Source organism: Streptomyces apocyni, assembly GCF_009739465.1.
In the GTDB taxonomy this organism is placed as follows: domain Bacteria; phylum Actinomycetota; class Actinomycetes; order Streptomycetales; family Streptomycetaceae; genus Streptomyces; species Streptomyces apocyni.
In genome coordinates, this window is the sequence record NZ_WHOM01000072.1 from 82617 (window position 1) to 97259 (window position 14643).

Here is a 14643-nt window from a genome sequence, read left to right on the forward strand (position 1 = left end):
AGTGTCAGTGGCGGATGCCAGACTCGCGTGCATGGAACAGATCAAGGAACTCGCCACGCGGGTCAGCGCGGGTGAACGGATCAGGTTTCTGCACTTCTGGGGCCACCGGCCGGGCCGGGACGGGCGGATAGGCGCCGCCTGCCTGAGTCAGTGGTGGGTCGCGCCGTTCACGGTGGACGGCATCGAGTATCCGACGGCCGAGCACTGGATGATGGCGGCCAAGGCCCGCCTCTTCGGCGACGCGCGGGCCGAGCGTCAGGCGCTGGAGGCCAGCGGCCCGGCCGTGGCGAAGAAGGCGGGGCGGCTGGTCGCGGGCTTCGACGAGGCGGTCTGGGAGCGCGAGCGGTTCGCCATCGTGGTCGAGGGGAACGTGCACAAGTTCGCGGCCCATCAGGAGCTGCGGGAGTTTCTGCTCGGCACGGGCGAGCGGGTGCTGGTCGAGGCCAGTCCGCTGGACCGGGTGTGGGGGATCGGGCTGGCGAGGGACGACGAGCGGGCGGACGACCCGGCACGCTGGCGCGGCCTCAACCTGCTGGGGTTCGCGCTGATGGAGGCGCGGGAGCGGCTGCGGGCGGGCTAGCTGGCGGGCTCGTGGGCGGGCTGGTGGGGTATGAGGGGGGCGCTGGCGGAGTAGGCGGGGTCGTCGCGTTCCTCGAAGGGGTCGTCGCCTTCGTCTTCCCACGTGAAGAACGCGACCATGCCGATCACCATCACGATGCCGATCACCAGGCCGATGGCTCCGGTGATGATTCCGGCCAGTGCCATACCGTCGTTGTCCGCCTCGCCCTGGCGGACCTTCTTGCGGCCGATGATGCCGAAGATCAGCGCGAGGGTGCCCAGGATGATCGAGAGGACGCCGTACAGGCAGAACAAACAGACGGACAGGATGCCCAGCACCATCGCGGCGGTTCCCATGCCGTTGTTGGGCTGCGCGGGCGGGTAGGGCCAGCCGGGCGTGGGCCCGCCCGGGTACGTGGGATAGGCGGGGTACGCGGGGTGGCCTGCCGCCGGTCCGGGCGGGTAGCCCTGTCCGGGGACTGGCCCAGGGCCGTCGGGCGCGAGGGGCGGTGGCGGTACCGCCGCGGTGGGCGGCAGGCCGTCGAAGGGGGGTGGGGCGTACGGCGCGGGGTGTCCTGGCTGCGGTCCGGGCGTCCCGTACGGGGGAAGCCACGCGCCCGCCGTACCGGTAGACGGCTGCGTCGGTGGCACCCGATCCGCCTGGTCCGCCCGGTCAGCCCGGTCCTCGGGCGGCGCCCACGGGTCACGCTCTTGGGGTGTCCCTGGCTCCGCTGGTCCGTGCTGGTGGTCCCCGGTCATGATCCGCCCCCCACTTCGTCGCTTACGTACCGTCATGCTACGGCCCAAGCCCGGCGCCGTACGGGCCGCCCCATACGATGAGCGGGACCGCGCATCGCACCGGCCGAGCGCATCGCTCCGGGAGGACACGTTGACTGACCTGCACGCCTTCGTCGCCGGACTGCCCAAGGCCGAGCTGCATGTGCACCACATCGGCTCCGCGTCACCTCGGATCGTCGCGGAACTGGCGGCCCGGCACCCGGACTCCAAGGTCCCCACAGACCCGGAGGCCCTCGCCGACTACTTCACGTTCACGGACTTCGGGCACTTCATCGAGGTGTACCTGTCCGTGGTGGACCTGGTCCGCACCGCGGACGACGTCCGCCTGCTGACGTTCGAAGTCGCCCGTGACATGGCCCGCCAGAACATCCGCTACGCCGAGCTGACCGTCACGCCGTACAGCTCGGTGCGCCGGGGGATCGACGAGTCCGCCTTCATGTCGGCGATCGAGGACGCCCGCAAGGCGGCCGAGGCCGAGCTGGGCGTCGTACTGCGCTGGTGCTTCGACATCCCCGGCGAGGCCGGACTCGAAGCGGCCGAGGTCACCGCCCGGCTCGCGGTCACCGAGGGGCTGCGCCCCGAGGGTCTGGTCTCCTTCGGGCTCGGCGGCCCGGAAATCGGCGTCGAGCGCCCGCAGTTCAAGCCGTACTTCGACCGGGCGATCGCCGCCGGGCTGCACTCCGTACCGCACGCGGGCGAGACGACCGGGCCGCAGACGATCTGGGACGCGCTGACCTCGCTGCGCGCGGAGCGCGTCGGGCACGGCACCAGCGCCACCCAGGACCCCGAGCTCCTCGCGTACCTCGCCGAGCACCGCATCGCGCTGGAGGTCTGCCCGACGTCGAACCTCGCGACCCGCGCGGTCGCCGACCTCGAGCGGCACCCGATCCGGGAGATGGTCGCCGCGGGCGTGCTGGTGACGGTCAACTCCGACGACCCGCCGATGTTCGGTACCGACCTGAACAACGAGTACCTGGTCGCCGCGCGCCTGCTCGGCCTCGACGAGCGGGGCGTCGCGGAGCTCGCCAAGAACGCCGTCGGCGCCTCCTTCCTCGACGACGCGGGCAAGGCGCGGATCGCCGCCGAGATCGACGCGTACACCGACTCCTCCCTCGGCGCCGCCGCCGCGGCACGGTTGGCGCCGTGATCCCGCCTGACCACAATGGACCCATGCGCTCCGTGACCGCCGTGGGCCACCGCGGCGCCCCGTACCGGGTCCGCGAGAACACCCTGGCCTCGCTGCGCTCCGCGCTGGCCGCGGGCGCGGACGCCGTCGAGATCGACGTACGGCTGACCCGCGACGGCGTCCCCGTCCTGCTGCACGACACCACGCTGAAGCGCCTGTGGGGCCACGATCGGCCGCTCGACCAGCTCTCCGCCGCCGAGGTACGGGGCCTGACCGGCGGCGGCGTGCCCACCCTCGAGGAGGCGCTCCGGGCGACGGACGGCGACCGGATCATGGTCGACCTGCCGGACGCGACGCCCGAGGCGGTCCGCACCATCGTCGGTACCGTCCAGGACTGCGGGGCCGCCGAGCGCGCCTACTACTGCGCGGGCCCCACGACCATGCGCCTGGTCCGCGACGCGGACCCATACGCCGAGATCGCGCTCACCTGGAAGACTCTGGCCCCGGCCCGCCCCGAACTGCTCGAGGCGATCCGCCCGCGCTGGCTCAACTACCGCTTCGGCCTGCTCAGTCAGGACCTGGTCACCCGTGTCCACCGGGACGGCCTCCTGGTCTCCTGCTGGACCCCGGACACCACCCGCTCCATGCGCCGCCTGCTCGCCCTCGGCGTCGACTCCATCACCACAAACCGCGTAGACACCCTCTGCGCCCTCCGCGCCTGACGCGCCTGACGCGCCGGACGCGGCCCGGGCGACCACCCGGCGGCAGACAACGGGGCGGGCAGCGGGACCAGTTGGTCCGCTGCCCGCCCCGTGCGGCTCTGCGGGTCTGACGGTCAGCCCGTCAGCCCTCGAGTGAGGTCATGACGTGCTTGACGCGGGTGTAGTCGTCGAAGCCGTACGCCGACAGGTCCTTGCCGTAGCCGGACTTCTTGAAGCCGCCGTGCGGCATCTCGGCGACCAGCGGGATGTGGGTGTTGATCCACACACAGCCGAAGTCAAGGGCCTTGGACAGGCGCATCGCGCGGCCGTGGTCCTTGGTCCACACCGAGGACGCCAGGGCGAACTCGACGTCGTTCGCGTACTGGATGGCCTGGGCCTCGTCCGTGAAGGACTGGACCGTGATGACCGGGCCGAAGACCTCCTGCTGGATGATCTCGTCGTCCTGCTTGAGGCCCGAGACGACGGTCGGCGCGTAGAAGTACCCCTTGTCGCCGACCCGCTGGCCGCCCGCCTCGACCTTCGCGTGCGCCGGAAGGCGGTCGATGAAGCCCTCGACCTGGGCGAGCTGGTTCGGGTTGTTCAGCGGGCCGAAGAGCACGTCCTCGTCGTCCGGCATACCGGTCTTGGTGTCGGACGCGGTCTTGGCGAGCGCCGTCACGAACTCGTCGTGGATGGACTCGTGGACCAGCACACGGGTGGCGGCCGTGCAGTCCTGTCCGGCGTTGAAGTACCCGGCCTCGGCAATGGCGCCAACAGCCTTGGCGATGTCGGTGTCCTCGAAGACCACCACCGGGGCCTTGCCGCCCAGCTCCAGGTGGACCCGCTTGACGTCCTTGGCCGCGGACGCGGCGACCTGCATACCGGCACGTACCGAGCCGGTGATGGAGGCCATCGCCGGGCTGGGGTGCTCGACCATCGCGCGGCCCGTGTCGCGGTCACCGGTGACGACGTTGAAGACGCCCTTGGGCACGATCGAGCCGATGATCTCGGCCATCAGGATCGTGGACGCGGGGGTGGTGTCCGACGGCTTGAGGACCACGGTGTTGCCCGCGGCGAGCGCCGGGGCGAACTTCCACACGGCCATCATCATCGGGTAGTTCCACGGCGCGACCTGCGCGCAGACGCCGATCGGCTCGCGGCGGACGATGGAGGTCAGACCCTCCATGTACTCGCCCGCCGAGCGGCCTTCGAGCATCCGCGCCGCGCCCGCGAAGAACCGGATCTGGTCCAGCATCATCGGGATCTCTTCGCTGCGGGTGAGCCCGATCGGCTTGCCGCAGTTCTCGGACTCGGCCGCGATCAGGTCCTCGGCCCGCTCCTCGAGGGCGTCGGCGATCTTCAGCAGCGCCTTCTGGCGCTCGGCCGGGACGAGGTCCCGCCAGGCCGGGAACGCGGCGGCGGCGGCCGCCATGGCGGCGTCCACGTCCGCCTGGCCGGAGAGCGGGGCGGTCGCGTACGCCTCACCGGTAGCCGGGTTGACCACCTCGGTGGTCCGCCCGTCCGCGGCGTCCCGGAACTCCCCGTCGATGTAGTTGCGCAGCCGACGCAGTTGGGTGGTCACTGCTGCCTCCTGATCAGATGTCCAATGGGTGAGATGCCCACCCTAGTCCGTACACCGACGCTTTCGACATACCCAGCCGGTCACATCTGCGAAATCCGCGTGTTTCGATCTCACAGACAACGAATTTCATCGATTCGGGGTTGCGGAACAGACGAGACCTCGTGCACAGTGAGGTCGTGGCCAGCCGAAGCGCAGACTCCAGGACCGGGAACGGATCGACACCTACCGTCGACGCCGTCTCCCTCGCCATCATCGAGCAGCTCCAGGAGGACGGACGCCGTCCGTATGCCGCCATCGGCAAGGCGGTCGGCCTGTCCGAGGCCGCCGTACGCCAGCGCGTACAGAAGCTGCTCGACCAGGGCGTGATGCAGATCGTCGCCGTCACCGACCCACTCACCGTGGGATTCAAGCGCCAGGCGATGGTCGGCATCAATGTCGAGGGCGACCTCGACCCCGTGGCGGACGCACTCGCCGCCATGTCGGAAGTGGAGTACGTGGTGCTCACCGCGGGCTCCTTCGACCTGATGGTGGAGGTCGTCTGCGAGGACGACGACCACCTGCTCGACGTGATCAACAAGCGCATCCGGGCCCTCCCCCAGGTGCGCTCCACCGAGAGCTTCGTCTACCTCAAGCTCAAGAAGCAGACCTACATGTGGGGAACCCGATAGCCGTGAGCAAGTCCCTCTCGCAGACCGCGTACGACCACCTGTGGATGCACTTCACCCGCATGTCCTCGTACGAGAATGCCCCTGTGCCGACCATCGTGCGCGGCGAGGGCACCTACATCTACGACGACCAGGGCAAGCGCTACCTCGACGGCCTCTCCGGCCTGTTCGTGGTCAACGCGGGCCACGGCCGCCACGAGCTCGCCGAGACCGCGTACAAGCAGGCTCAGGAGCTCGCCTTCTTCCCGGTGTGGTCCTACGCCCACCCGAAGGCCGTCGAACTGGCCGAGCGGCTGGCGCACCACGCGCCCGGCGACCTGAACAAGGTCTTCTTCACCACCGGTGGCGGTGAGGCCGTGGAGACCGCCTGGAAGCTGGCCAAGCAGTACTTCAAGCTCAAGGGCCAGCACACCAAGTACAAGGTCATCTCGCGCGCGGTCGCCTACCACGGCACCCCCCAGGGCGCCCTGTCCATCACCGGCCTCCCGGCCCTCAAGGCCCCCTTCGAGCCGCTGGTGCCCGGCGCGCACAAGGTGCCGAACACCAACATCTACCGCGCCCCGATCCACGGCGACGACCCCGAGGCCTTCGGCCGCTGGGCCGCCGACCAGATCGAGCAGCAGATCCTCTTCGAGGGCCCGGAGACGGTCGCCGCCGTCTTCCTGGAGCCGGTGCAGAACGCCGGTGGCTGCTTCCCGCCGCCGCCCGGCTACTTCCAGCGGGTCCGCGAGATCTGCGACCAGTACGACGTCCTGCTCGTCTCGGACGAGGTCATCTGCGCCTTCGGCCGCCTCGGCACGATGTTCGCCTGCGACAAGTTCGGCTACGTACCGGACATGATCACCTGTGCCAAGGGCATGACGTCGGGCTACTCCCCGATCGGCGCGTGCATCATCTCCGACAAGCTCGCCGAGCCGTTCTACCGGGGTGACAACACCTTCCTGCACGGCTATACCTTCGGCGGCCACCCGGTCTCCGCCGCGGTCGGCATCGCCAACCTCGACCTCTTCGAGCGCGAGGGCCTCAACCAGCATGTGCTGGACAACGAGGGCGCGTTCCTCGCCACGCTGGAGAAGCTCAAGGACCTGCCGATCGTCGGCGACGTCCGGGGCAACGGCTTCTTCTACGGCATCGAGCTGGTGAAGGACAAGGCCACCAAGGAGTCCTTCAACGACGAGGAGACCGAGCGCGTCCTGTACGGCTTCCTCTCCAAGGCGCTGTACGACAACGGCCTCTACTGCCGCGCCGATGACCGTGGCGACCCGGTCGTCCAGCTGGCGCCGCCGCTGATCTCCGACCAGTCGACCTTCGACGAGATCGAGGGAATCCTGCGGAACGTCCTGTCGGAGGCCTGGACGAAGCTGTGACGCGCTGACGCGCTGACGCCTCCAGCGCGTGCGCGTACCGGTGCTCCCAGCACTTCCGGCGCTTCTGACACCCGCCGGGACGCCATACGGCCCGGGTTGACCCGTTCGAGTGAGAACGGACCAACCCGGGCCGTGTGCTGTGCGCCCCGTCCCACGGCGGTCCCTACCGTCAGTCGCTTAGAGCCGGTGACTGATCGGCCGCTCTCTCGTTCCGTCGTACGGGGGACGGCCCACAGGGGGAAGGCCCTGTGTAGCCGGAGCGACTGAACCGAGGTGTTTCCCCATGGTGGCCCCGCCGGACAACGACGTGCTCTGGGCACGCTCCCTGCATGTATCCCACAACGGCTCCCCCGCGCTCACCGGCGTGTCGATCGGGGTGCGCGAGGGCGAGATCCTCGCCGTGGCGGGCCCCCGGGGGTGCGGCAAGACGACGCTGCTGCGGTGTCTGTCCGGGCAGTTGACGCCCGAGCGCGGCGAGGTGTGGTTCAACTCGACACCGGTGCACACCATGGGGCCCCTGGTACGCGAGCGGCTGCGCCGCGACCGGTTCGGCTGGATCGACCCCGAGCCGCAGCTGGTGCCCGAACTCACCGCCTGGGAGAACGCCGCCCTGCCGCTGCTGCTGCGCGGTGACTCACACCGCGCCGCCCGCAAGACCGCCCTGGAGTGGCTGGAGCGCCTGGACGTCGGGCCCTGCGCCCGCAGGCGGCCCTACGCGCTGCTGCAGGCCGAGCGGCAGCGCGTCACCATCGCCCGCGCCCTGGTCACCGAGCCCACCGTGCTCTTCGCCGACGAGCCCACCGCCCCGCTGCACCGCGCCGACCGCGTCCATGTGCTGCGTACGCTGACCACGGCGGCCCGCTCACACGGCATCACCGTCGTGCTGGCCACCCACGACCCGGCCGTGACCGGGAGCACATCGGCGGCCGACGCCCCCCTCGCCGACCGCACCGTCTCACTGCTCGACGGCCGCCGCGCGGGCGCCGTACGCGTCGCTCAGGCCCCGGAACCGAAGGGCGCGGCGTGCTCGCTCTCCGCCTAGCGCGCGGCGCCCACCCCCTGGTCCAGATCCGACGCCTCGCGGTCGCCGCGGCCGCCGCCGGGACCGGATTTCTGCTGCTGTGCGCCCTGGGGTACGCGATGGGGCACCCGGGAGCCACCCAGAGCGCCGTGCTGCGGCTCGCCTGGTGCGCCGTGCCGCTCGCCGCCACCGTGCACCTCGCGGTGGCCGTGGCGCGTACGGACCCCGGGACCCGGCCGCGGCCCGGTCTCTCCGCGCTCGGGCTCGGGCCCGGCCGCCTCGCGTTGCTGGCCGCGGCGACCACGGCGATGGCGTGCACGCTCGGCTCGCTGCTGGCGCTGCTGTTCTTCCTGCATCTGCGCGGTGACCTGACCGGGCTGCCCTTCGACGGGGCCGCGGCCGACCTGCTCGGCGGCGGGCAGTCGCTGCCGCTGGCCGCCGCTCTGACGCTGCTGGCGCTGACCCCGGTGATCGCCTCCTGCTGCGCCGCGCTGGTCCTGCGTCCGCGTACGTCCCGCCAGTCCAGCCAGCCCGGCCACCGTGACGAGGAGAACCCGCGGCAGCCCACGCCCCCCGCGCCCGCGCCGACGGGACTGCCGTGGGGCGTGGCGCTGATCGCCGTGGGCCTGGCCGTGGAGACGTACGCGGCCACGGCCGACGCCACGGCGGACAGTCTGCCGATGCCGGGGCGGATGGCGGGCATTCCGGTCGGCGTGCTCGCCGGGTGGGCGGTGACCGCGCTCGGGCTCGCGCTGGCCGGGCCGGGGCTCACCGCGCTGTGCGGGCGCCTGCTGGCGACGCTGCGGCCCGGCGCGGCCCGGCTGCTCGCGGGCCGGGTGCTGCGCGAGGAGTCGCGGCGGATCGGGCGGCCGCTGGGCGTGGTGTGCGCGGTGGCGGCGGGCGTGATCGCGGCGGCCGTGCTGTACGGCGCCCGGCAGCCGCAGGTCGGCCCGCTGACCGTACTCGGGGCCGTCCTGGTGGTGGGCTGCCCGCTGCTGACCTTGGCGACCGCGGCGGAGGAGTCCCGGCAGGCACGTGCCCACACCACGGCGGCGCTGGTCAGGCTCGGCGCGCCGCGCTCGCTGCTGCGCGGGGCGCTGGCCCTGCGCGCGGGTGCGCTGTTCGCGGTGTTCGCCCCACTGACCTTGGCTGTCGCGGCGCTGGCGGCGCTTCCGCTGGCCCGCTGAGGGACATACGGAAATTCCCTTGGCCGGGACCGATGATTCCTGCCGGGCACCGCCGTCTACCCCTACGAACAACGCGGCACCCGTACGGAACACCGACGGGAAAGACACAAGACACACGAGGAGCGAGTCACCATGGCGAACACCGGCTACCAGCAGATGATCTTCGTCAATCTTCCGGTCAGGAACCTCGACGTATCCAAGAAGTTCTTCAGCGAACTGGGCTACTCCTTCAACGAGCAGTTCTCCGATGAGACCACCGCCTGCCTGGTCATCAGCGACACCATCTTCGCGATGCTGCTCAGCGAGCCGCGCTTCGCGGAGTTCGCGACCAAGCCCGTCGTCGACGCCACCAAGAGCACCGAGGTGCTGGTGGCCCTGAGCGCCGAGAGCCGCGAGAAGGTCGACGAGCTCGCGGACCGGGCGCTGGCCGCTGGCGGCTCCCCGGCCAAGGAGCCGATGGACTTCGGCCACATGTACGGCCGCTCCTTCCAGGACCCGGACGGGCACCACTGGGAGGTCATGTGGATGGACCCGGCCGCGGTCCAGGGCTGAGAGCCTGTCTTTGAACCCCCGTCGTTCGCGCGGAGCGCGGGCGCAGCGGCGTTCGGTGCGTGCGCTCGGCGTGCGGAGTCGCAGGTCATGGATGGGGTCTCCCCTGCTCGAGCGAAGCCGAGAGCTTGGGGAAGGAGCCACCTGTCCCGCGGCGCCGTGCGGCGAGGGTGCGTGCCGGGCGTCGGGGCGCAGGCGGGGGTTCAAAGACCGGCTCTCAAGATCGGCCCGAGGGGAGGGTTGGGTCAATACTGGCCCTATGGACTTCCTTCGTCCCGCCAGCTGGGAGGAGGCGCTCGCCGCCAAGGCAGCGCACCCTGCCGCTGTGCCGATCGCGGGCGGCACCGATGTGATGGTCGAGATCAACTTCGACCTCCGCCGCCCGGACCACCTCCTGGACCTGGGCCGGGTCGCCGAGCTGCGCGAGTGGGAGGTCGGCGAACGGACGGTCCGGCTCGGCGCCTCCGTCCCGTACACCCAGATCATGGCGGAGCTCCGCCATGATCTGCCGGGCCTGGCGCTCGCCTCGCACACGGTGGCCTCGCCGCAGATCCGCAACCGTGGGAGTGTCGGCGGCAACCTCGGCACCGCGTCGCCCGCGGGAGACGCGCATCCCGCGCTGCTGGCGGCGGGCTGCGAGGTCGAGGTGGAGTCACGGGCGCGCGGCTCCCGCCGGGTCCCGATCGACGCGTTCTTCACCGGCGTCAAGCGCAACGCGCTCGCGCCCGACGAGCTGATCAGGGCCGTCCACATCGACCGGGCGGACGGGCCGCAGCAGTTCTCCAAGGTGGGTACCCGCAACGCGATGGTGATCGCGGTCTGCGCGTTCTCGCTCGCCCTCCACCCCGAGAGCCGTACGGTACGCACCGGCATCGGCTCGGCCGCCCCGACGCCGATCCGGGCGCGGGCGGCCGAGGAGTTCCTGAACGCGGCGCTCGAAGAGGGCGGCTTCTGGGACACCGGCGAGGCCGTCCCGCCGTCGATCGGCGCGCGGTTCGCCGGGCTCGCCTCGGGCGCCTGCAACCCGATCGACGACGTACGGGGCAGCGCGGCCTACCGCCGCCACGCGATCGGCGTGCTGGCCCGCCGTACCCTCACCTGGTGCTGGGAGTCGTACCGCGAGAGCGAGCGGAGGGCGCCATGCGCGTGAACCTCCGGGTCAACGGCCGCCCCCGGCAGGTGGACGACGTCTGGGAAGGCGAGTCCCTGTTGTACGTGCTGCGCGAGCGGATGGGGCTGCCGGGCTCCAAGAACGCCTGCGAGCAAGGCGAATGCGGCTCGTGCTCGGTCCGCCTTGACGATGTCCTCGTCTGCTCCTGCCTGGTCGCGGCGGGGCAGGCCGAGGGCCGCGAGGTGCTGACCGTCGAGGGACTCCCGGGGGCGAGCGCCCCTTCAAGCGCTCTTTCGAGCGACCCGTCGGGCGACTCTTCGGAGGACGACAGGAGCGGCGAACTCGCCCCGATCCAGCAGGCGTTCATCGACGCGGGCGCCGTCCAGTGCGGCTTCTGCACCCCCGGGCTGCTGGTCGCGGCCGACGACCTCCTCAGGCGCGACAGCGATCCCTCAGACGCCGACATCCGTGAGGCACTCTCGGGGAACCTCTGCCGTTGTACGGGGTACGAGAAGATCCTCGACGCGGTCCGCCTGGCGGCCGCGCGGGGCGAGACGCGACGGCGAGAGGGCGGCTGACATGACCGGCACCGTGGGAGTCCCCACCCGGATCACCCAGGGTTCGGGGACCAAGGGCGGCGTCGGCGAGTCCACGCTGCGCCCCGACGGCACCCTCAAGACCACCGGCGAGTTCGCGTACGCCTCCGACCTGTGGCACGAGGACATGCTCTGGGGCCACACCCTGCGCGCCCCGCACGCCCACGCGCTGATCACCCGGATCGACCTCACCGACGCGCTGCTCCAGCCGGGGGTGTACGCGGTGCTGGCGTATGCCGACCTGCCCGCCGCCAAGCGGTACGGTCTGGAGCTCCGCGACCAGCCGGTGCTCTGCGACGGCCGGGTCCGCTTCCACGGCGAGCCCGTCGCCCTGGTCGCCGCCGACCACCCCGAGACAGCGCGCCGCGCCGCCGCCAAGATCGTCGTGGAGTACGACGTGCTGCCCCCGGTCACCGACGAGGCCGCGGCCACCGCCCCCGGCGCCCCGCTGCTGCACCCGGACCGGGACGACGACCACGCCCCGCACGTCCCCCATCCCAACATCGTGCGCCGCCAGCCCGTCCGGCGCGGCGACATCGAGGCGGGACGCGCGCGTGCCGCGGTGATCGTGCGCCAGGACTACGAGGTCGGCATGCAGGACCAGGCCTTCCTCGGCCCGGAGTCGGGGCTCGCGGTCCCGGCCGACGACGGCGGCGTCGATCTGTACGTCTCGACGCAGTGGCTGCATGTGGACCGCGAGCAGATCGCCCCGGTGCTCGGCCTCCCCGAGGACAAGGTGCGGCTCGCCCTCTCCGGCGTCGGCGGCGCCTTCGGCGGCCGCGAGGACCTGTCCATGCAGGCCCACGCCGCGCTGCTGGCCCTGCACACCGGCAAGCCGGTGAAGATGGTCTACAACCGCTACGAGTCGTTCTTCGGCCATGTGCACCGCCACCCGGCGCGCATCACCTACGAGCACGGCGCGACCCGCGAGGGCAAGCTCACCCATGTCGCCGCCCGCATCGTGCTGGACGGCGGCGCCTACGCGTCATCGACCCCGGCCGTCGTCGGGAACGCCGCGTCGCTGGGCCTCGGCCCGTACACCTGCGAGAACGTCGACATCGAGGCCATCGGGCTCTACACCAACAACCCGCCCTGTGGCGCGATGCGCGGCTTCGGCGCCGTCCAGGCCTGCTTCGCCTACGAGTCCCAGATGGACCGGGTCGCGGCCGAACTGCACCTGGACCCGGTGGAGTTCCGGCAGCTCAACGCCATGGAGCAGGGCTCCCTGATGCCCACAGGGCAGCCGGTCGACTCACCCGCGCCGGTGGCCGAACTGCTGCGCCGGGTCAGGTCGATGCCGATGCCGCCCGAGCGGCAGTGGGAGTCGGCGGGCGAGGGCGCGGATCTGCGCGCCCTGCCCGGCGGCCTGTCCAACACCACCCACGGCGAAGGCGTCGTACGGGGTGTGGGCTACGCGGTCGGCATCAAGAACGTCGGCTTCTCCGAGGGCTTCGACGACTACTCGACGGCCCGGGTCAGGCTCGAAGTCGTCGGCGGCGAGCCGGTGGCGACGGTGCACACGGCGATGGCGGAGGTCGGCCAGGGCGGGGTCACCGTGCACGCGCAGATCGCCCGTACCGAACTCGGTGTCGCCCAGGTGACGATCCAGCCCGCCGACACCGCGGTGGGCAGCGCCGGTTCGACCTCCGCCTCGCGGCAGACCTACGTCACCGGGGGCGCCGTACGCCATGCCTGTCAGGCCGTCCGGGCGGAGGTCCTGGAGATCGGGCGGCGGAAGTTCGGCTCGTACCACCCCGCCTGGGCGACGGCCGAACTCCTGCTGGAGGGCGGCAAGATCGTCACCGATGGCGGCGAGGCGCTGGCCGACCTGGCGGACGTACTCGAAGGGGACCCGGTCGAACGGGAGCTGGAATGGCGGCACCGCCCCACCCAGGCCCTGGACCACGAGCGAGGCCAGGGCAACGGCCACGTTCAGTACTCCTTCGCCGCGCATCGCGCGGTCGTCGAGGTGGACACCGACCTCGGTCTGGTCAAGGTCGTCGAGCTGGCCTGCGCCCAGGACGTCGGCAAGGCGCTCAATCCGCTGTCGGTCGTGGGCCAGATCCAGGGCGGTACGACGCAGGGCCTCGGCCTGGCGGTGATGGAGGAGATCGTGCTGGACCCGGAGGCGAAGGTCCGCAACCCCTCCTTCACCGACTATCTGATCCCCACCATCCTCGACACCCCGCCGCTCCCGGTGGACGTGCTCGAACTGGCCGACAGCCACGCGCCATACGGCCTGCGCGGGGTCGGCGAGGCCTCGACGCTGTCGTCCACCCCGGCCGTGGTCGCGGCGGTACGGCAGGCCACGGGCCTGGCCCTGACCCGAGTGCCGGTGCGGCCCGAGCACCTGACCGGCACCTGACCCGTCCGCTCCCCCACTCCCCCGCGACTGACCGGAGGCCACCATGCTGGACATCGCCGAAGAGCTCCACCGGTGGGCCGGGCAGCGCCGTGACTTCGCGGTGGCCACGGTGGTGGCCGTCAGCGGGAGCGGGCCCCGGCAGCCTGGTGCCGCGCTCGCCGTGGACAGCGAGGGTACGGCGATCGGGTCGGTCTCCGGCGGGTGTGTGGAGGGCGCGGTGTACGAGCTGTGCCAGCAGGCTCTGGCCGACGGCCGGTCTGTGGTGGAGCGGTTCGGCTACAGCGACGAGGACGCCTTCGCGGTCGGTCTGACGTGCGGCGGAGTGATCGACATCCTGGTCACCCCGGTCCGTACGGACACCCCGGGCCGCCCGGTCTTCGAGGCGGCCCTGGCCGCCGCCGCGTCCGGGGAAGCCACGGCGTTCGCCCGGATCATCGAGGGTCCCGCCGAACTGAAGGGCCGGGCCTTGTACGTACGCTCCGACGGCTCGTACGACGGCGGCCTGGGCGGCCACCCCGGCCTGGACCACACCGTCGCGGGCGAGGCGGCCGCGATGCTGGACGGCGGTCGTACGGGCACGCTCACCCTCGGCGCGGACGGCTCCTGCGCGCTCGGCGAGGACGGCACACAGGCGGGCGAACTTGTGACGCTGCTAGTGGAGTCGAGCGTGCCCGCGCCCCGGATGATCGTGTTCGGCGCGATCGACTTCGCGTCGGCGCTGGTACGGGTCGGCAAGTTCCTCGGCTACCACGTCACCGTCTGCGACGCCCGCCCGGTATTCGCCACCCGCACCCGCTTCCCCGAGGCGGACGACATCGTCGTGGAGTGGCCCCACAAGTTTCTGGAGCGTACGAGGGCGGAGGTCGACGGCCGCACGGTGCTGTGCGTCCTCACCCACGACGCCAAGTTCGACGTCCCGCTCATCAAACTCGCCCTCACCCTCCCGGTCGCCTACATCGGCGCCATGGGATCCCGCCGCACCCACGAAGACCGCAACCGCCGCCTGCGCGAAGTCGG

At 71.6% G+C, this 14643-nt stretch carries 14 protein-coding genes; 12 read left to right on the top strand and 2 right to left on the bottom strand.

Going from position 1 to position 14643, the window contains the following annotated elements:
- Positions 1-31 precede the first annotated feature (31 nt).
- Entirely contained in the window at positions 32-580 is a 549-nt protein-coding gene (locus tag GCN81_RS25665) for an NADAR family protein (RefSeq protein ID WP_156726871.1), read from the top strand.
- Here the strand turns inward: GCN81_RS25665 and GCN81_RS25670 are convergent.
- Positions 577-1317, bottom strand: coding sequence for a DUF4190 domain-containing protein (locus GCN81_RS25670; protein WP_156726872.1), 741 nt, complete (start codon positions 1315-1317; stop codon positions 577-579). The two genes, GCN81_RS25665 and GCN81_RS25670, sit on opposite strands and share 4 nt — an antisense overlap.
- Before the next feature lie 130 nt (positions 1318-1447).
- Between GCN81_RS25670 and GCN81_RS25675 the strand changes: the two genes are divergently transcribed.
- Positions 1448-2503, top strand: coding sequence for an adenosine deaminase (locus tag GCN81_RS25675; protein WP_231626967.1), 1056 nt, complete (start codon positions 1448-1450; stop codon positions 2501-2503).
- 23 nt (positions 2504-2526) lie between these two features.
- Positions 2527-3204, top strand: a complete 678-nt coding sequence (locus GCN81_RS25680) for a glycerophosphodiester phosphodiesterase (protein ID WP_156726874.1) — start codon at positions 2527-2529, stop codon at positions 3202-3204.
- A 121-nt stretch (positions 3205-3325) separates the two neighbouring features.
- Here the strand turns inward: GCN81_RS25680 and GCN81_RS25685 are convergent, their stop codons facing one another.
- The gene (locus tag GCN81_RS25685; RefSeq protein WP_156726875.1) at positions 3326-4765 is read right to left on the bottom strand and encodes a gamma-aminobutyraldehyde dehydrogenase; all 1440 of its coding nucleotides are present in this window, start codon (positions 4763-4765) and stop codon (positions 3326-3328) included.
- A 176-nt stretch (positions 4766-4941) separates the two neighbouring features.
- Here GCN81_RS25685 and GCN81_RS25690 point away from each other — a divergent pair, with 176 nt between their 5' ends.
- The 9 genes from GCN81_RS25690 to GCN81_RS25730 all read left to right on the top strand — a co-directional run.
- A complete protein-coding gene (locus GCN81_RS25690) occupies positions 4942-5433 on the top strand; it encodes an Lrp/AsnC family transcriptional regulator (RefSeq protein WP_197287779.1) in 492 nt (163 codons plus the stop codon).
- Positions 5418-6797 (top strand): aspartate aminotransferase family protein, encoded by a 1380-nt coding sequence (locus GCN81_RS25695; RefSeq protein WP_156726877.1) that lies wholly within the window; start codon positions 5418-5420, stop codon positions 6795-6797. Before GCN81_RS25690 ends, GCN81_RS25695 begins: the two co-directional genes overlap by 16 nt.
- Before the next feature lie 283 nt (positions 6798-7080).
- Positions 7081-7839: an ABC transporter ATP-binding protein gene (locus GCN81_RS25700; protein ID WP_156726878.1), complete on the top strand. Its 759-nt coding sequence runs from the start codon at positions 7081-7083 to the stop codon at positions 7837-7839.
- Positions 7821-9005 carry a hypothetical protein gene (locus GCN81_RS25705; protein WP_156726879.1) on the top strand — a complete coding sequence of 395 codons (1185 nt, stop codon included), beginning with the start codon at positions 7821-7823 and terminating at the stop codon, positions 9003-9005. Before GCN81_RS25700 ends, GCN81_RS25705 begins: the two co-directional genes overlap by 19 nt.
- A gap of 132 nt (positions 9006-9137) precedes the next feature.
- Positions 9138-9557 carry a VOC family protein gene (locus GCN81_RS25710; protein ID WP_156726880.1) on the top strand — a complete coding sequence of 140 codons (420 nt, stop codon included), beginning with the start codon at positions 9138-9140 and terminating at the stop codon, positions 9555-9557.
- A 256-nt stretch (positions 9558-9813) separates the two neighbouring features.
- Complete coding sequence (locus tag GCN81_RS25715) at positions 9814-10704, top strand: FAD binding domain-containing protein (protein WP_156726881.1); 891 nt, start codon at positions 9814-9816, stop codon at positions 10702-10704.
- On the top strand, positions 10695-11243 hold the full coding sequence (locus GCN81_RS25720) for a (2Fe-2S)-binding protein (RefSeq protein WP_156726882.1): 549 nt from the start codon (positions 10695-10697) through the stop codon (positions 11241-11243). Before GCN81_RS25715 ends, GCN81_RS25720 begins: the two co-directional genes overlap by 10 nt.
- 1 nt (position 11244) lies before the next feature.
- Positions 11245-13626 (top strand): xanthine dehydrogenase subunit D, encoded by a 2382-nt coding sequence (gene pucD / locus GCN81_RS25725; protein ID WP_156726883.1) that lies wholly within the window; start codon positions 11245-11247, stop codon positions 13624-13626.
- Between the two features lie 43 nt (positions 13627-13669).
- Positions 13670-14643 (top strand): XdhC family protein (locus GCN81_RS25730; protein WP_156727150.1); only part of this gene is annotated, 974 nt, incomplete at its 3' end.